We start from the raw sequence: 19,017 nt of genomic DNA on the forward strand, positions 1-19,017 counted from the left end.
AAATTGGGCGTATTATATCTAATTTTAGCTGTTTAACTTCCCTTACCATTAAGGAGAACGCTTTTAGAGCAAAGCCCTAAAAACTACGTTAACACTGTGTCCTCTTCAGCAGATGGCTCAAACAACCAGTTGTGTTAAGAACGAAGTTTTCGTCCTAGCTTTTCTTCAACAGAACCTACTTTGTTACCCAGTCTACCCACTGGACCATCACGCCAATCAATCTTTATAGAGCTATAGACACGACCGCAATCTTTTTGGAGTTCTTCATAGGCATTGTTGATCACAGCCAAAACTTCTTCTACGGTTTCACCTTCTATGATCGTACCCATAGGTGTAAGCTGGTACGCCAATCCGCTTTTATCTACAATGTCTAAGACTCTTGCTACAAAGGCACTTTTACTTTGGGTTTTTTCCGTTGGGAACATACTGAATTCTACTAATGCTGACATGATCATCCTTATTCTTTAATTTATTTTTGATGTTATAACAGATTATAGGTTATAATCCAGCATAGTTCGGGTTAAAGGATGAAAATGGCGGATATGATTGTTGTAGGTGCGGGGGCAGCAGGGCTCGTCGCTGCTATCACTGCTGCAAGAACAGGGCAGAAGGTACTATTACTGGAACAAAACAGCAAAATCGGCAAAAAAATACTTGTTTCTGGTAACGGAAAATGTAACATAGACAACAAATACATCGCCTTACATCGCTTTCATGGAGAAAATCCTGATTTTATAGACGCAATATTAAAAGGATATGACTTTGACGTAGTAGAAAAGTTTTTCACATCCATAGGACTTGAGCTCATCGAAGGAAAAGAAGGCAAAATGTTTCCTATGTCATTGCAAGCCAGTTCCGTGGTTGAAATGCTTGAGTATGAAGCCAAAAGGGCAGGCGTACAGATACTATGTGACTGTGGAGTCACATCCTTAAGTAAAGAAGGTGATACTTTTACTCTAGAAACATCTCAAGGAATCAAGCGTTGCAAAAAACTCCTTTTGGCATCAGGTTCACCTGCCGCACCACAACTTGGGGGTTCGAACTCCGGATATGCCTTTGCCACAAAGATGGGACATAGTCTCATACCGCGTCACCCTTCTCTCGTCCAACTCTGTTCAGATGAAACATGGGTGAAAGCCTGTGCAGGAGTGAAAGTGTCCGGAGTGGCACAACTCTATGCCAACGGTGAGTACATCACAGAGAAAAAGGGTGACCTGCTTTTCACAAACTATGGAATCAGCGGATTGGCCATCCTGGATCTTAGCCGGGAGGTCAGTACAAGACTGGCAAATTATGACTATTGTGAACTCAACTTGGATCTCATGCCAGAACTTAGCAAAGAAAAACTCACCAACTTACTGCTAGGTCGCATAAAAGAGGGAAGTGAAAAACCTATAGAGATATGGCTTCACGGTGTCATAAACAAAAAACTCATCTCAATCATTTTAGAACAGTCGAAGTGTAAAGCCAAACAAGAAAATGACTTAAACAGAAAAGAGATAGGCAAACTTGTCTACGCTATCAAAAACCTCAAACTTTCCATCAACGATACCAAAGGGTTCAAAGGTGCAGAAGTCGCCACAGGCGGTGTCAACACCACTGAAATAAACCCGCAAACGATGGAATCAAAACTCGTACCCAATCTTTACTTTGCAGGAGAAATACTCGATGTCGATGGAGACAGGGGAGGATTTAACTTTCACTTCGCCTGGATAAGCGGATTACGGATAGGAAATAATCTATAAAATTATTTTCAAAATATAGTGAAAGATTCATGGTCGTTTAGTTTGTTATAGATATGCTTGAATGGGGTAAGGAAAGTGAAGAAGCTTACGCTAAAGTATATGACCAAACGGAACGAAGCCGTTCAGTCAGAGATGGAGTGAAATATACCCCACTTACGCTTTAGCGACAGGGGTATCGGCATTTAGTGCCAGAAAAGAACTATTTAGCGTTCTTTTTGTCTCTTGCCATTCTCTTTCGGATATTCTCATCCAAATATTTCTTTCTGATTCTGATCGAGATAGGAGTAATTTCGATAAGTTCATCATCTTCTATCCATTCCATTGCGCTTTCAAGGGTAATAGGTCTTGGTGGTACAAGCTTGATGGCATCATCAGCACCCGAAGTTCTCATGTTTGTAAGCTGCTTTCCTTTAAGCGGGTTCACATCCAAGTCACCCGGTCTTGCAGATTCCCCGATAACCATACCCGAGTATACTTTGTCTTGTGGTTTAATGAACATCACACCTCTAGCCTGAAGGTTAAAGATAGAGAAGGCTACGGCTTCACCGTTATCCATAGAAACCAATGCACCCGGTGTTCTACTAACAACAGTTCCAGAATAAGGTCTGTACTCTAAGTAAGAGTGGTTCATGATACCTTCACCCTTAGTGTCTGTCAAAAATTCATTTCTAAATCCGATAAGTCCACGTGCAGGAATTTCAAATTCAAGTCTTACAGTACCGTCTGGCATAGGTGTGAGTGAAGTCATCTCAGCTTTTCTTTTTCCGAGTTTTTCAATGGCAACCCCCTGAAACTCTTCCGGAACATCTACAACCAAGTGTTCGAATGGCTCCATTCTTACACCGTTTTCTTCTTTCACAACAACTTCAGGACGTGCAAGAAGGAATTCAAACCCTTCTCTTCTCATATTTTCAGCCAAAATACCGATCTGTAGTTCCCCACGGCCTGATACTTTGAATGCTGCTTCACCTGTAGGCTCCATACGCATAGCAATGTTTGTTTCCATCTCTTTTTCAAGTCTTTCACGGATCTTGTTAGAGGTGACGTGTTTACCTTCTGTACCTGCCAAAGGACCGTCATTGACCGACATGATAACTGAAAGTGTAGGCTCTTCAACATGCATAGGGTCTAGTGCTACCGGATTTACAGGATCACAGATAGAGTCACCCACATCAATGTCAGCAAACCCTGCGATCGCTACAATATCACCTGCTTCAGCTTCTTGGATCTCGATACGATCAAGTCCTTTAAATCCGATAAGTTTAGAAACTCTAGATTTTGATTTAGAACCATCTGCTTTAACGAGAAGATACTCATCCCCTTTTTTCACTTTCCCGTTAAAGATACGTGTAATACCTATACGTCCAACAAAATTGTCTGAATCAAGGGTAAATACCTGTGCCTGTGTATCGTTGTCCGGTGAACCCTGTGGATATGGTACTTTTTCTAAAATCGCTTCGAAAAGTGGTGTCATGTCTTTGTTTTCATCTTCCATTTCCCATTTTGCATAACCATCTCTTGCTGCTGCATAAAGGACTGGGAATTCTAATTGTTCTTCATTTGCATCCAGCGCAACCAGAAGGTCGAACATTTCGTCAAGTACTCTTTCCGGATCTGCTCCATCTTTGTCGATCTTGTTGATCACAACAACGGGAATAAGTCCAAGTTCAACCGCTTTTTTCAAAACGAATTTTGTTTGTGGCATCGCACCTTCTTGTGCATCAACTAGCATCAATACACCATCTACCATCTTAAGTACACGCTCAACTTCACCACCAAAGTCGGCGTGACCCGGGGTGTCAATAATGTTGATCTTGTGATCACCATAAGTAATAGCCGTGTTTTTAGAAAGAATCGTAATTCCTCTTTCTTTTTCGATATCATTAGAGTCCATTGCTCTTTCTTGCACCTCTTGGTGTGCAGCATATGTTCCTGATTGCTGAAGTAATTGATCCACAAGTGTAGTTTTACCGTGGTCAACGTGAGCGATAACCGCAATGTTTTTAATTTTTTGCATAAAATGTCCTGAAATAAGGCCTCTTGCCCTATGTAATTTTCGCGAATTATACCCAAAATTTACTATATAAGAGATTTTTATGTAAAAAATTACCTAAATCACTCTCTTAATATCTATCAAGACATCTATTTTACACTGATGTATTATAGTGAAAACCCGTACATTTCATGATACGTTTTCATCGCATAACGGTCCGTCATTGCTGCAATATAATCTGCAATGACCCGTTCTTTTGTACGTACTTCAAAAAGCTCTTTTTGATAGGGAGGAAGTAGATCTGTATCTTCTGTAAATGCTTTATAGAGTCCTTGAATACACTGTTTCCCTGCGTGCATTTTACGTACAATTTTTTGATGTCTGTAAAGTTTCTGATGTAGCAGTTTTTTGAGTTTTTTAAGCTGTATTCCTGTCTCTTTTGAAAATCCTACAGGTAATTTCTCTTGTGCATCGATGGTCACACAAATAGGTGTTTCTTCTCGATATTTTTTTGCACCATCCTTTGAATTATCTATAAAATCCTCTACAAGCAGCTTAATAAGCCCTGCTACAAAACGGTGTCTATAGAGTTTTTCTTCTCGTGTAACGCCCTCATTTTGTACCACTTCATCCACTCTTAAACAAAGCTCATCTTTTAACAGATCATCAAAAGTAATGAGTCCGTATTTGATACCGTCATCTATGTCGTGTGAGGTGTAGGCTATCTCATCTGCATGATCCACTACCATCGCTTCAAGTGAAGGATGTTTTTCTAAATCAAAATGGGGATCTAATCCGTCTAAAAAAGGTTTTTTATAAGGATAGGAGTGTTTAAGTACCCCTTCGAGCGTAGCAAACGTGAGATTAAGCCCATCAAACTCTTTATAACGTTTTTCCAGTTTGGTCAAAACCCTGAACGACTGAAAATTATGTTCAAAGCCCAATGGTCTGCCATCTGCCTTGAGAAGTTTATCTAACTCGTCTCCACCCACATGCCCAAACGGTGTATGTCCCAGATCATGTGAAAGTGCAATCACTTCTGCAAGGGTCTCATTGAGCTCCAACATACGTGAAAGTGTTCTGGCTATCTGACTTACTTCAAGTGAATGGGTTAATCGTGTACGAAAATAGTCACCCTCATGGTTCAAAAAAACCTGTGTTTTATACTCTAACCGTCTAAAAGAGCTGCAGTGGACTACTCTATCTCTGTCTCTTGCATAAGGGTCTCTAAAATCTTTTTCGAAACTAAAAAATCGTTCATCGGGTCTCACAGCTTAATCCTTATATTGCTCTAAATTTATAGTGATATAATTGTATCTAAATTATGATGGAGTGAGCCCATGGAAACAATGGAAATGTATCACATAGAGTATGAAAAACCTAAAGTTACACTTTTGCAACAATCTGGCCTTGGTGTTGCAGAGATAGCTGCAAGAACATGCTATGATAGTTTTGAAAACAGTGAAAATGCATGTGTAAAGCATGCAATGGACGATTTAGATACGGATGCCATCAATAATATCGAGGATTCAGATCTGCTTTCAAACCTTGCGTGGGTACATCACCATCACTCCATTATCGAACATGCGTCTTTAAGCTTTTTGATACAGGGAACTTCACGAGGTGTGCTTCAGGAACATGCAAGACACAGACTTCAAGCTATTTCTGTGAGAAGTACACGTTACACCATGTCAAGCGTTATCAATGCTTTTGTAGCTTCAATTGAGGCAGAAGACGGTTTTGCCTTCTTTTTTGAAACACTTCTCACTTTAAACCTCTTCGTCATTACAGACAAAGCGTATTTAAATATTGAGATCAGAGCGATCTATGATAAATTATATTTTCAATATCAAAGAGACAGTGATTTCATACAGACTGCCGTAGCAAAATCTTCTATACCTTTCATAGAAGAAAACAAAGACAATGCTGAAGCACTCTTTAAAGCATTGGAAAACGGAAAGAAAAAAAGAAATGTGGGAGATGGATTTAAACACATTGTCTCAGATAACTGGAAAGTAGATATGGTGGTCACATTTAATATCAGAAGTCTTAAAAACTATTTTGACCTTAGAGATTCCGGTGCAGCATGGTTCCAGATACAATGGCTGGCTGAAGCAATGAAAGAAGTCACCCCTTTAAAATACTTGAAACTCATAGATAAAAATTATAAACAAAAATCATAGATGCAATATGGTCATCTATTTCAAAAGTATAATTATAGAAAATAAATTGACATTATCTATGATAATATGATATACATTTATGATATACTTTAACAGTGTATATATCTCATACAAGGAGTAGTAAATGAAAAAATTCAATCTTTCATTAGTAGCGTTTTTGACAATGAGTGCATTCGCAACAGCGGGTGGAGATATCGCAATAGTAGAACCAGTAGTAGAAACTCCAATGGTAGAGGAGTCTACAGGCTCATTTTATACAGGTCTAGGTTATGCTTATATGAATATAGATCCTGATAATAGTCCTGAGGCAAATGGAGACGCAGTACTTTTACTGGCAGGATATAACTTTAACCAATATATCGGTGTAGAAGGTAGGTATTCTGGACTTACAGATTGCCTTGAAAATGCCGCCATTTATCTTAAACCTATGTATCCAATGAACGGAATTACACTTTATGGATTGCTTGGATACGGGCAAGTAGATTATGATGGTGGACAAAGCTTATCTGAATCTGGTTTTCAGTGGGGTCTAGGTGCAAACTATGAAGTGGTTGAGAATATAAGTGTATTCGTAGACTATACAAACCTCTATGATGACACAGGATTTGATGGTGCATTACCAAATCAAGATGTTCTGGCTGATTCTATCAATGTAGGATTTACCTATACATTCTAAAATGGAGCTAAGCCCTAGGTCTTAGCCCTCAATAAATTCTCACTTAATTCACTCTTTTCTACTACAATTAAAATTACACTAAATTTCACTATAATACGTTTTCATAATACTTTATATTTTAAATTTTGGAGCACTTTTTTGCGTTTTTTAACACTATTTATATTCTTACTATTGACACTAAATCCTCTTCATGCAGAAGCACTTTCAATTGACAATATCTCTGCACATATCCAAAAAGGACTCCAAACACGTATCAGTGGTCAAAATAAACCTATCATTCAAGATATTTATGCACAAACCGGTGATAAACCTTTATGGATCGGCAATCAAAACAAGACAAGAACAAGTCATTTGATACAAGCACTCAATGATCCTCTTTTTAACTATAAAAATAAATCCTTTGATCAAATATCTATCAAACATCTCTTTTATCAGCTTGACAATGGAGAGATCAGCCAAGCAAAACAAGCCTCTGCCTATGCAAAACTTGACCTTGTACTTACCAGTTCATTCGTACGTTTAGTCAGATTTATTGTTCAGGGTGATGTAGACTGGAACATGGTACAGGAAAAACTGAACAGCCTTGAACAAAGTGATGATATTACAGCCAGATGGGAAATGGAACCTAAACCATTTCCAGATCATGACGAACTTATCTCTGCTATAGAAAACGATACACTCTATGCGTATCTAACTTCTTTGCTTCCAATGGAAAAACGATATAGAAAACTCGTTACACTTTTAAATGATTATCGTAGGATGGATAAATTTCCAAAGATAAAATATAGTAAGAAAACTTTAAAACTAGGTGACAGATCAAGTCGTATTAAAGAGATAAAGAGACGCCTGCAGATCACTGGAGATTACCCTAAAAAAGCACCTATTGACAATAAGTTTGATCAAACGCTTAAAAGAGCTGTTATGACTTACCAAAAACGTTACCTTATCAAAGTGACCGGTATGGTTGACAGAACAACGACCTATTATCTTAATCTTCCTGCAAAAAATAATATACAGGCCATCATTACAAATTTGGACAAAACAAAACTCTATCCAAAACAATTTGAAGATGAGTATATTGAAGTGAATATCCCCGATTTTAATTTGCGATACTATAAAGAGGGTGAACAAATCATGAAAAAAGGTATTGTAGTAGGTCGCATAGACAGACCAACCCCTCTTTTCTCCAATGCGATACGCTATATGGTGCTCAACCCCACATGGACCATTACCGATAATCTGGTAAAACGGGATCTAATACCTGTGTTTAGAAAAGATCCTATGTATTTGGAAGAGAACAATATACATGCATTTAGAGGCAAAAAAGAGGTTGAGGTCACACCAGAGATGCTCGCCCCCTATGAAAAAAGTGAGGAAAAGGTGCCTTACCGTTTTGTACAGTTTCCGGGTGACAACAATGCCCTAGGAAGAGTGAAGTTCATGTTTCCCAACAAATACGATGTCTATCTGCATGATACAGATAATAAATCACTTCTCTCTCGACGTTATAAGATCTATAGTTCCGGATGTATGCGTCTGGAGAAACCTTTTGATCTTGTATCCTTGCTGCTTGAACACGTAAGAAAGAGTTATTCTCAAAATGAGATAGATGAAATACTTGAAAGCAATGAGCCAAAGATTATTGGACTCAGACAAACCGTACCTATACATATGCTTTATTTTACCGTGTATGAAGAAGATGGTTTGGCTTATTTTAAAAATGACATCTATCTGTATGATAAGATCATTGAAGAATCCGTGGTGGGAAATAAAAAGGCTACATTTACTGTACCTAAAAAGCGTATGATCTCTGTAAAAAAAAATGCACGGCCGCTTTCTAATTAGATTTTTTTCGTAATTTCACCCTTTGAAGATGTGTCAGTGCTATAGCCATAGCATCTGTGATATCCAAAGGTTTGATCTCCTTTTTGATACCGAACAATCTTTTTACCATAAAAGCAACTTGTTCTTTATCTGCTTTTCCATTTCCTGTAACTGCTTTTTTTACCTGTAATGGTGTATATTCATAGAAATAACCTACCTCTTGAAGTATCTTTAATGAAAGTGCTCCTCTAAACTGTGCAAGCTTTAAAACCGACTTGGGATTATAAGCAAAAAAGATATCTTCAATGGCCACTTCATCCACTTTATGTGCCTTTAAAATGACGTCTATACCCTCTACAAGCTCAACGATCTGTTCCTGTAGTTCTTTTGCTTTTATTTTGAGTAAACCTGCTTCAATAAGTGAAAACTTTTTTCCATCCCAATATATGATACAATACCCTAAATTACGGCTTCCGGGGTCTATTCCTAAAATATTCATTCACACCTTTGTTCACATAGTGAATAAAATTATTCAACTCTGTTTAATAACGCTATTTTAGCTTAAGTTGGCTAAAATGTTATAAGTTATTCACATTGAGAATTTTAACTTCTTAAAACTGTGAAAATTTATTCACACATTTAAAAATATCAAAGGCATGCACAGATGAATATAGGACAGAAAGTACTTTTTGAACTGAAAAAAGAGATCAGTGAAGTAGAATATGAACGATATATTAAAAACCTTACCTATGATACCAAACGTTCTCGAAGTAATATTGTCTATTTTAATGCCCCCAATATGATCATTGCAAAATGGATCAAAAGTAAATATACTGAAAAACTCATGCATCTTTTTGAATTGCAAAACGAAATAAAACCAGAAATAGAAATTACCGTGGGTAAACAAAAAGATCAACGTTCAGCACCAGCTGCAAAACAGGCTAGCGAAAAAAGCCATTCTAAAAGTACTTACCTCAATCCCTCTTTGACCTTTGAAAGTTTTATCGTGGGAAATTCCAACCAATTTGCCTATACTACTGCAAAATCCGTAGCAGAAAAACCTGGTAAACTCTATAACCCTCTTTTTCTTTATGGTGGTGTAGGACTGGGTAAAACCCATCTTCTCCAAGCCATAGGTAATTATCATATAGATCTGGGAAAAACGGTTATCTATACCACACTGGAACAATTTATGAACTCTTTTACTTCACATCTACGTTCTCAAACGATGGACAGGTTTAGAGACAAGTTTAGAGAGTGTGATCTTCTTCTTATAGATGATATACAATTTCTCAGCAGAAAAGAACAAACCCAAGAAGAGTTTTTTCACACCTTTAACGAACTCTATAACAATAATAAACAGATTGTTATCACTTCAGACAGACAACCCAATAAAATCGCCGGACTGGTAGATAGACTGAGAAGCCGTTTTGAAATGGGACTTATGGCAGATATACAACCGCCTGGACTAGAAACAAAAATTGCCATCATCCAGAAGAAATGTGAACTTGACGGTATCAAACTCGATAATGAGATCGTCAATTATATCGCTACACATATGGGTGACAATATACGTGAAATAGAAGGAACCATTATCAAACTTAACGCACTTTCTTCTATGCTTAACCAAGAGATAACACTTGATTTTGCACAAAATGCCATCAAAGATCAACTGAAAGAGAAAAAAGAGAATATTACGATAGATGAAATTGTAAAAATTATTTCTAAAGAGCTCAATATCAAACCTTCTGATATGAAATCAAAAAAACGTACAAAAAATGTGGTCAATGCCAGAAGAATTGCCATTTATTTGGCAAGAAACCTTACACCCAACTCAATGCCTCAAATTGCTGTATATTTTGGAATGAAAGACCATACAGCTATTTCACATGCGATGAAAAAAATCAATGAAATTATAGAAAGTGATGAAAATTTTAAAGTCATTTTAGAGGAACTCTCCAACAAAGTAAATACACATACTCAAAGTGATACTCTATAAACTATATTTCATCATAGAAAACTTGAATAAAAAAAAGATATAATTTTAGAAGTGAATAAATGTGAATGTTGAAAAAAAGTTAGACATCCATTTAAATAACGGTCACAGCAGCAATAAAGTAGTTTTTCACATATTCATGTCACACTACTACTACGTACTAATTTTATTAAAAATAAGGAGAGTCAATGAAGATAAGAGCACAAAAACAAATTATAGAATCTATACTCATTAATTTACAACCTTTTTTAGAAAAAAAAGATGCAAGTCAAATAACCTCACATATATTGTTTTCCACACAAAACGATAAATGTATTATTAAAGCTACAGATTCAGAAATAGGTTTACAAATTGTTACTGATAATATTAATATAGAAGCAGAAGGATCATTTACTTCACACGGTAAAAAACTTCTCGATATTATACGTATACTTAAAGACGATGAAATTACATTAGAACTTTTAGACAATACACTCATTATCAAACAAAAAAATTCTAAATTTAAACTTCCGACATTTGATCCTAACTCTTATCCATCATTCCCAACAATCAATGATAAACCCCAAATTTCTCTAGATTCTCTAAGTCTCATTCAAAATCTTAAAAAAATCTCTCCAGCAATCGATACAAACAATCCAAAGTTTGAACTTAATGGTGCTTTGATCAATATAAAAAATAATGGTACCGATCTAGTAGGTACTGATACCAGAAGATTGGCCATAACAACCATACCAGGTAATAATAATGAAGAACTCTCTTTAATTGTCCCTAAAAAAGCTATTTTGGAAATTCAAAAACTTTTTTTAGATCAAATCGATATCTTTTTTGATGAAACAAACCTTATTATTGCAAATGAAAATTACTATTTCTATACAAGGTTAATCAATGGAAAATTCCCGGATTATCAACGTATTATTCCAGCGACGACCAAACATCAGATCACACTTCCAAAAAAAGAAATGATCGACGCGATAAAAATGATCACAACTATTTCACAAGAAATAAAAATGACACTTTTATCTGATACCATTATTTTTAACTCATTAAGTGCAGATAATGTAGAAGCTAAAACGGAGTTAGAACTCAATACGGGTTTAAATGATAAATTCGAACTCTCTTTCAACAGTAAATATATTTTGGATTTTATTTCACAAACCAATAAAAATGATTTTACTATTGAATTCAACGAACCGTCATTGCCATTTATTGTTAAAGACGACAATTTTATTACAATCATCATGCCAATTGTGGCATAAAAGGAAAAGCGTTATATGAGTGAAAATAAAACAAAATATATTTTTGTTACAGGTGGGGTACTTTCATCTTTAGGAAAAGGTATTACAGCTGCAAGTGTAGGAACATTATTAAAACATACAGGAGAACGTGTAGGCGTATTGAAACTTGACCCCTATATCAATGTTGACCCTGGCACCATGTCACCTCTGGAACATGGTGAAGTTTTTGTGACCAAAGACGGAGCAGAGACAGATCTTGACCTGGGTCATTATGAAAGATTTTTAGACACGTCATTAACACAAAACAATAACTTTACAACGGGACTTGTTTACAAAACGGTTATTGAAAATGAACGTAAAGGAAAATATCTTGGGAAAACGATCCAAGTCGTTCCTCATATTGTAAACGAGATCAAAGATCGTATTGTTAAAGCGGGTGAAAATAAAGATATTCTTATCGTAGAACTGGGCGGTACTACGGGTGATATCGAAGGTTTGCCATTTTTAGAAACCATTAGACAGATGAAACATGAATTTGGCAAAACACAGGTGATGAACATCCATGTCACTCTTTTACCTTATATCAAAGCTGCCGGGGAACTTAAAACAAAGCCGACACAACATTCTGTTCAAGAACTTAGACGTATAGGTATTGCACCTCATATGCTAGTACTGCGTGCTGAAGTACCTGTTTCAACTGAAATTAAACGAAAAATAGCCTATTCCTGCGATGTAGATGAAGATTCTGTGATCATTGCTGCAGATGCACCAACAATTTATCAAGTACCTTTGAACTTTTTGGATCAAGATATGTTAACACCTATCTGTAAGCAATTGGATCTTGAAAATTGTCAACCTAAGATGGATGAGTGGAGAGATTTGGTACACAAGATCATTATGCCTAGTGAGAGTATGAAGATAGCATTTGTAGGTAAATATTTGGATCTTAAAGAATCTTATAAATCTTTAACAGAAGCACTTATTCATGCAGGTGCACATCTTGATACAAAAGTAGAGATCAAGTGGGTGGACAGTGAAAAAGTTGAAGATGAGGGTGTACAAAAATATTTAAATGATTGTGATGGTATTTTGGTTCCAGGCGGTTTTGGAGGACGTGGTGTTGAAGGTAAAATTCAAGCTATCCAGTACGCAAGAGAAAATAAAATACCATTTTTAGGTATTTGTCTTGGTATGCAACTGGCAATGGTAGAATTTGCCAGAAATGTACTCGGTATCAAAGACGCAAATTCAGTAGAATTTGATGAAAATACCCCAAATCCTATTATTTATCTTATCGATGAATTCATAGATGCGAGTGGTTCAAAACAAGTAAGAACTACGACATCTCCGATGGGTGGAACCATGCGTCTTGGTGAATATGAATGTGAAACGAAAGAGGGTTCAAATCTGAGAGCAGCCTATGATTCACGTATTATTTTTGAAAGACATAGACACCGTTATGAAGCGAATCCTAAATACAGAGAAGCATTAGAAGCAAAGGGTATGGATATTACAGGTGAATCTGGTGGACTGATAGAAGCCGTAGAAGTGAAAGATCATCCTTGGTTCTTGGGTGTGCAATTCCACCCGGAATTTACTTCTAGACTTCAAAATGCCAACCCATCGATTTTGGCTTTTGTAAATGCAGCAGTTCAACATAAAAAATAGATGGTCCAACCATTAACACTCACAGGGTTAGATTCAATTTTAAATAAGCGCTTTGAAGAGGGTTTCCTCTCTTTGCGGGATCTTCCTCAACCTTCCTTATTCAAAGATATGGACAGAGCGACAGAACGTATTGTTTCTGCCATGCAAAACAGAGAAAAAATAACCATTATCGGTGACTATGATGTAGATGGCGTCACCTCTACAACGTTGATGAAACTTTTTTTCGATGAAATTGAGTATCCTATAGAGTGGATCATACCTAACCGTTTTAGAGATGGGTATGGACTCTCTGCAAATATCATACCTCGTATACTTGGTACAGATCTAGCCATTACAGTAGATAATGGTATCTCTGCTGTTTATGCAGCCCAACTTTGTAAAGAAGAGGGCATAGATCTCATTATTACAGATCATCATCTTTTAGCACCCGAAGTGCCAGAAGCCTATGCAATTATAGACCAAAAACAAGAATCATGCACCTTTCCTTATGAAGATGTGTGTGGTGCTCAAATTGCCTGGTATCTTATTGCTTCACTCAAAAATGCACTCAATATCAAAATTGACATGATGGGATATATGGAATTGGTCTCTATTGCTATTATTGCAGATATGATGCCTCTTCAGCACATTAACAGAGCGATGGTCCTCGCAGGGATAAAAGCACTCAATAAGAGTCAACGACCGGCGATCAGAGCTTTTCTTGAAGAGAGTCAAAAAGAGACGATCACATCAGAAGATATAGGGTTTATTCTTGCACCTATACTGAACAGTGCAGGGCGGATGGATGATGCTTCTTTCGCCGTAGATTTTTTAACTTCAACCAACATCTATGATGCTAGAGTAAGACTCGAACGTCTCATAGAGTTCAATACCCTTAGAAAAGCTACCGAACAGTCTATTACACAAAAAGCTATGATACAGGTGGATCATGATGACGAAGTGATCATTGTAGTCGGTGAAGGGTGGCATGAGGGTGTGGTAGGCATTGTAGCAGCCAGAGTTGCACGGGCATGTGAAAAACCTTGTATCATACTTACCCAAAGTGAGGAAGGATTACTTAAAGGAAGTGGTAGAAGTTTTGGAGAGTGTGATCTCTTTGCTATCGTAGACAGTACTAGAATGCATCTGGAGAAGTTTGGAGGACATCAGGCAGCCATTGGTCTTTCTTTAAAAGAAGAGAGCTTAGAATCCTTTAAAACAGAAGTACAGAGAAACTTTGGTGAAGGTAATTATGTGAAAGAACTCTTTGATCCTGAAATTGTAGGAAACTTACATTTTTCTGCGATCTCTTTTAATTTGACAAACATAGTAAAAAAGTATGAACCTTACGGACAGGGAAACAGCACACCGAAGTTTATCTCTACGAATGTAGAGATACTCCAGGCAGACACGATGGGTAAAGAGGGAGAACATTTACGTTTCTCTTTTGCCCAAGAAGGAATCGTGATGCAGGGTGTAAAATTCAAGACACGAGAAATATTTGAAATAGGATCAATAGTGGATATCACTTATACCGTAAACGAGAACCATTTTAGAGGGAAAGTGACTCTACAGCTGATGGTAGATAAGGTACGTGTCTGTGATTAAGTTCTTTTTGTCACTAAAATGTTTTTGATCTTATAGAAGGCTATAACAAACATAATACTCAAATATCCATACTGTGACACAGATAAAGATTTTTGTGCCATGACAAAATGGATAGTGGTTAAAATGAGAACGATATAGAGGACTTTGTGGTATTTACGGTATTTTCTGAAATGTTTTTTTGTCGAAGTAGCTGCCATGAAGAACAAGAGTAAAAAAGAGATCATTCCCAAATAGATAAAAGGCTTATCAATCGTCTCTTTAAAGGCAAAGAGAAGGTCTGCATTCATATCTAAAATAAAAAAATTACACATATGTAAAAAAGCATAAAAAAAACCAAATAGACCTATCATTCTTCTGTATTTAATAAGTTTTTTGAACCATAAGGAGAGGGTTGTGGTAAAGAATAATAGTGTAATGGCTGTAGCCCCTGTAACCGTATAGATATATTTTATGGGGTCAATGGCCCTTTGAAAAATGAAAAGTTCTAATACCAAATAGATAAAAGGTATTAATAAAAGCAAAAAGATGAGGCCTCTTATCATATCTCTTTTCTCAAATCCATCTCTCTATACATATCTCCTACCTCTTTTTCATAACCATTGAAAAGCAAAGTTCTCTGTTTCACAAATTTTCCCAGTACACGTTCTGTCTTTTGAGACCATCTGGGGTGGTCAACCTCAGGATTTACATTGGCATAGAATCCAAACTCTTTTGGATTTTCCTTCTGCCAGGTATTGAGAGGTTGCTTCTCTATAAATGAGATTTTATCTATAGATTTGATGGATTTAAAACCGTATTTCCAAGGTACGACCAATCGGATAGGGGCACCATTTTGGTTTTCTAATGTTTTACCGTAGAGACCGACGGCTAAAAGGGTTAAAGGATTCAATGCTTCATCCATTCTCAAGCCTTCAGTATAGGGGTAAGTGAGTGTAGCAAATATTCCTCTTCTTTGATCAGGAAACATTTCTTCATCATATTTGGTCCAGAATTGTACATATTTTGCACTTTTTAAAGGTTTGACATCCTGTATGAGTTTTTGTAATTCAAATCCTATCCATGGTACGACCATTGCCCAGCCTTCCACACATCTAAATCTATAGATCCTCTCCTCTAAAGCATACTTCTTCATAAGTTCTTCCACATCTAATGTAAGCGGCTTTTCGACCAGTCCGTCTATGGTTATCGTCCATGCTTCAGTGTTCATATCTTTGGCTAAAGCTTTAACCCCTCTTTTGCTGGTGGTAAATTCATAAAAATTATTATAAGAAGTGATTTGTTTAAATGTATTCAATTTCAAATGATCTCTATTTGGATCTTTTTTAAATGTGAGGTTAGGGAGAGGAAGATTCTCTTTTGCCATAAGTTCCATCAGTGTTGATGAAGCTATAATAGAGGCAGCACCCAACTTTAAAAAACTTCTTCTTTGATTAAAAAGTATTTCCGGTGTGATGTCTATAGGGTTAAGCTGTTGCATCATCATCCTTTCTTACTGATGAATTATAGGCTACTATATACGTTTAGTGTGCACTTTGTGTAGATTGTAATAAGAAGTGTTCAAAAAAGAGGAAGTGCATGCATTTTAAAAGTACCCATGCATAAAAAAACGTTAAAACAGATGACGAGTGTTGTATTCAAAAAGGAGATTACAATAAAAAAATTGTAATTTATCTGTTTTAACGCCCATAGATTAGGAATTAATGCTATGGAAAGTTAGTATAACCTAGATAATTCAATCAATATAGTTGTTTCTGTATATTTATTAATCAATTAAAAGAAATGTAGGTAATTTTGAAATGATTGATGATCTTCAAATGGATAATTTAGTTTTAAATGAACCTAAGGCAAAAGCCTCAGGTGTAAAATGAAAAAGGAAGAGAGATTAGATTGGTAAAACCCTGATATTCTCATCCAGTTTCTCTTTTAAGATATTTTCTATCGCGAAAAGTGTACCTGTACTTGAACTTGCACAACCAGAACATGCACCTAAATAACGGATATAAATGTCAAAGTTCTCACCGTTCTCTTTGATGTCCAGGATCTCCATGTCACCGCCATCCATGACAAGCATTTGTCTGATATTTTCATCTACTACCTTGTCCACCGCTTTGATACGTTGAACGATAGTCATTTTGGCAAAATCAGCCCCGGCACCACTTTCATTACCAAGTGTTGCACCAGCAGCCATTTTTTCTTTTTCGTGTTCTTCCAACAAGTCTACAAGATACACATCTTTTTCTTCGTGTCCACCAGGTTTGATACATGATTTACAAAATGCACCCGCTTTTGTGTAATCTGTGATTTGTTCAACTGTTGTAAGGTCATTTAGACGAATTACCTCTTGCAGTGTAGAGAGGGTTACACGTGCACATTCACACACGATCACTTCCTCTTCCAAGCTTTCTATATCTACACCTTTGTATTGTGCAGCAGCTTTTTTGATCACATCATAAGCCATAACAGAACAGTGCATTTTTTGCGGTGGAACTGCAGGCGTATCTGCATCATCACGCATTGCTTTTTCAACGTCAATATTCGTGATCTTTACTGCTTCATCAACTGTTTTACCTTTACAAAGTTCAGCCATCGTGTCAGAAGAGGCAATAGCAGTACCACAACCAAAACTTTTAAACTTAGATGAAAGAATCTTGTCTGTTTCAGGCTCAACTGCCCAGTAAAGTCTTACGGCATCTCCACAACTCTCTGCACCAAAGTCAGCAACGATGAGTTTAGCACCCATCGCTTCCGCTTCTTCTTCTGTGATCTCACCCATGTTTTGTGGGTTGTTCATTAAATCTGTTACTTTATTGCTGTACTCATCCCAGATGGTACCGCCTACTAAACTATCTATACCCATTTTATATCCTTTATTAAATTTTTATCTATTAATGGTGATGAGAGTCTAATCCACTCTCATGACCTTCTGGTGCATATGCATATGAACTTGAGATACCTCTAAGTCTTATGACAGCTGCTTTAACTACTTTGAGTGTGTAGTCTAACTCATCTTGTGTCGTGTAACGGCTCAGTGAAAAACGGATAGCTGTATGTGCCAGGTCTTCTGCTGCACCGATAGCTTCCATTACTGAGTTTGCTTCCAGATCTTCACTTGCACAAGCTGAACCTGTACTTGCACCGATACCTGCACGGCTAAGATCCCATAACATCGATTCACCTTCGATACCCCTAAATGAGATAAGGATGGTGTTTGGTGTTCTTTTTTCTCTTGGTGTTACAACAAATGTATCTTCGATCTTGAGGAGTTCATCTTCAAAAGCATCTCTCATCTTTCTGATCTCTGACATTTCATAGTCAAGGGCATCGATAGCCTGTTCCATTGCTTTACCCATACCTACGATACCAGGCACATTGAGTGTACCTGAACGGTATCCACCCATTTGTGAACCACCATGAAGCAGAGGCATAAGCTCTTTGCCTTTTTTCATATAGAGGGCACCTACACCTTTAGGTCCATGGAATTTATGTGCTGAAAATGTAAGATAGTCAACATTAAATGACTGTACATCGACAGGTGTTTTACCTATAGCTTGTACGGCATCTGTGTGAAAAGGTACATTGTGCTTTTTACAGATAGCACCTATCTCTTCTACCGGGAAGATAGCACCGGTTTCGTTGTTCGCCCACATAATCGATACAAGAGCGGTTTTGTCAGTAATGCTCTCCTCTACACTCTGTGCATCTATGAGTCCTTCATGGTTGATAGGAAGGTACGTGACTTTACATCCCATACTCTCTATAAACTTCGCAGTGGCAATGATAGAAGGGTGTTCTACTTCAGACACAATGATATGGTTCTTTTTACCTGTCAGGATCTGTTCAAAATAGATACTTTTGAGTACCCAGTTATTACTCTCTGTTGCACAAGAAGTGATGATAACAGAATCTTCTCTAGGAGCATTGATACCCGCATAGATTCTTTCCATACCGGATTTGATACCAGGGTGTGTATCACTTGCAAATATGTGTAATGAGTTTGGATTGCCGTACTTTTGTACAAAGTAAGGTTCCATCTCAGCGAAGACCTGAGGGTCAACGATAGTTGTTGCATTATTGTCTAAATAGACCTTCATTCATTTTCTCCTTTGAATA

General features: G+C 37.0%; 16 protein-coding genes. 8 read left to right on the forward strand and 8 right to left on the reverse strand.

All coding sequences use genetic code 11. From position 1 onward, the window contains the following. Nucleotides 1-134: 134 nt before the first annotated feature. On the reverse strand, nt 135-449 hold the full coding sequence (locus LDM93_RS08685; protein WP_223892002.1) for an MTH1187 family thiamine-binding protein: 315 nt from the start codon (nt 447-449) through the stop codon (nt 135-137). A gap of 84 nt (nt 450-533) precedes the next feature. Here LDM93_RS08685 and LDM93_RS08690 point away from each other — a divergent pair, with 84 nt between their 5' ends. Continuing rightward, a complete protein-coding gene (locus LDM93_RS08690) occupies nt 534-1,745 on the forward strand; it encodes an NAD(P)/FAD-dependent oxidoreductase (RefSeq protein WP_223892003.1) in 1,212 nt (403 codons plus the stop codon). A 199-nt stretch (nt 1,746-1,944) separates the two neighbouring features. Here LDM93_RS08690 and typA read toward each other — a convergent pair whose 3' ends face one another. Further along, nucleotides 1,945-3,762, reverse strand: a complete 1,818-nt coding sequence (gene typA / locus LDM93_RS08695) for a translational GTPase TypA (protein ID WP_223892004.1) — start codon at nt 3,760-3,762, stop codon at nt 1,945-1,947. 143 nt (nt 3,763-3,905) lie between these two features. Then, the gene (locus LDM93_RS08700; protein WP_223892005.1) at nt 3,906-5,009 is read right to left on the reverse strand and encodes a deoxyguanosinetriphosphate triphosphohydrolase; all 1,104 of its coding nucleotides are present in this window, start codon (nt 5,007-5,009) and stop codon (nt 3,906-3,908) included. A 69-nt stretch (nt 5,010-5,078) separates the two neighbouring features. On the opposite strand from LDM93_RS08700, the gene LDM93_RS08705 reads away from it, so the two are divergent. The 3 genes from LDM93_RS08705 to LDM93_RS08715 all read left to right on the forward strand — a co-directional run bounded on the left by LDM93_RS08705 (nt 5,079) and on the right by LDM93_RS08715 (nt 8,442). Further along, the gene (locus LDM93_RS08705; RefSeq protein WP_223892006.1) at nt 5,079-5,921 is read left to right on the forward strand and encodes an FAD-dependent thymidylate synthase; all 843 of its coding nucleotides are present in this window, start codon (nt 5,079-5,081) and stop codon (nt 5,919-5,921) included. Nucleotides 5,922-6,045: 124 nt separating this feature from the next. Beyond that, nucleotides 6,046-6,597 carry a porin family protein gene (locus tag LDM93_RS08710; RefSeq protein ID WP_223892007.1) on the forward strand — a complete coding sequence of 184 codons (552 nt, stop codon included), beginning with the start codon at nt 6,046-6,048 and terminating at the stop codon, nt 6,595-6,597. A gap of 171 nt (nt 6,598-6,768) precedes the next feature. After that, nucleotides 6,769-8,442 (forward strand): murein L,D-transpeptidase, encoded by a 1,674-nt coding sequence (locus tag LDM93_RS08715; protein ID WP_223892008.1) that lies wholly within the window; start codon nt 6,769-6,771, stop codon nt 8,440-8,442. On the opposite strand, the gene ruvC is transcribed toward LDM93_RS08715, so the two are convergent. Next, nucleotides 8,435-8,920, reverse strand: coding sequence for a crossover junction endodeoxyribonuclease RuvC (ruvC, locus tag LDM93_RS08720; RefSeq protein ID WP_223892009.1), 486 nt, complete (start codon nt 8,918-8,920; stop codon nt 8,435-8,437). The two genes, LDM93_RS08715 and ruvC, sit on opposite strands and share 8 nt — an antisense overlap. 165 nt (nt 8,921-9,085) lie before the next feature. Between ruvC and dnaA the strand changes: the two genes are divergently transcribed. From dnaA to recJ, 4 genes are all read left to right on the forward strand, one after another. Beyond that, entirely contained in the window at nt 9,086-10,420 is a 1,335-nt protein-coding gene (gene dnaA / locus LDM93_RS08725; RefSeq protein WP_223892010.1) for a chromosomal replication initiator protein DnaA, read from the forward strand. A gap of 185 nt (nt 10,421-10,605) precedes the next feature. Continuing rightward, nucleotides 10,606-11,673, forward strand: coding sequence for a DNA polymerase III subunit beta (dnaN, locus tag LDM93_RS08730; RefSeq protein ID WP_223892011.1), 1,068 nt, complete (start codon nt 10,606-10,608; stop codon nt 11,671-11,673). Between the two features lie 15 nt (nt 11,674-11,688). Beyond that, the gene (locus tag LDM93_RS08735; protein WP_223892012.1) at nt 11,689-13,320 is read left to right on the forward strand and encodes a CTP synthase; all 1,632 of its coding nucleotides are present in this window, start codon (nt 11,689-11,691) and stop codon (nt 13,318-13,320) included. After that, complete coding sequence (recJ, locus tag LDM93_RS08740; protein ID WP_223892013.1) at nt 13,321-14,907, forward strand: single-stranded-DNA-specific exonuclease RecJ; 1,587 nt, start codon at nt 13,321-13,323, stop codon at nt 14,905-14,907. On the opposite strand, the gene LDM93_RS08745 is transcribed toward recJ, so the two are convergent. The 4 genes from LDM93_RS08745 to LDM93_RS08760 all read right to left on the reverse strand — a co-directional run bounded on the left by LDM93_RS08745 (nt 14,904) and on the right by LDM93_RS08760 (nt 18,998). Further along, nucleotides 14,904-15,449, reverse strand: a complete 546-nt coding sequence (locus LDM93_RS08745; protein WP_223892014.1) for a sulfite oxidase heme-binding subunit YedZ — start codon at nt 15,447-15,449, stop codon at nt 14,904-14,906. The two genes, recJ and LDM93_RS08745, sit on opposite strands and share 4 nt — an antisense overlap. Next, nucleotides 15,446-16,384: a protein-methionine-sulfoxide reductase catalytic subunit MsrP gene (msrP, locus tag LDM93_RS08750; protein ID WP_255586214.1), complete on the reverse strand. Its 939-nt coding sequence runs from the start codon at nt 16,382-16,384 to the stop codon at nt 15,446-15,448. The genes LDM93_RS08745 and msrP overlap by 4 nt, the downstream gene beginning before the upstream one ends. A gap of 405 nt (nt 16,385-16,789) precedes the next feature. After that, nucleotides 16,790-17,764 (reverse strand): iron-sulfur cluster assembly scaffold protein, encoded by a 975-nt coding sequence (locus LDM93_RS08755; RefSeq protein WP_223892015.1) that lies wholly within the window; start codon nt 17,762-17,764, stop codon nt 16,790-16,792. A 28-nt stretch (nt 17,765-17,792) separates the two neighbouring features. After that, nucleotides 17,793-18,998 (reverse strand): NifS family cysteine desulfurase, encoded by a 1,206-nt coding sequence (locus tag LDM93_RS08760; protein ID WP_223892016.1) that lies wholly within the window; start codon nt 18,996-18,998, stop codon nt 17,793-17,795. Nucleotides 18,999-19,017: the final 19 nt, after the last annotated feature.

This window comes from Sulfurovum sp. TSL6 (genome assembly GCF_019972115.1).
Lineage (GTDB): Bacteria > Campylobacterota > Campylobacteria > Campylobacterales > Sulfurovaceae > Sulfurovum.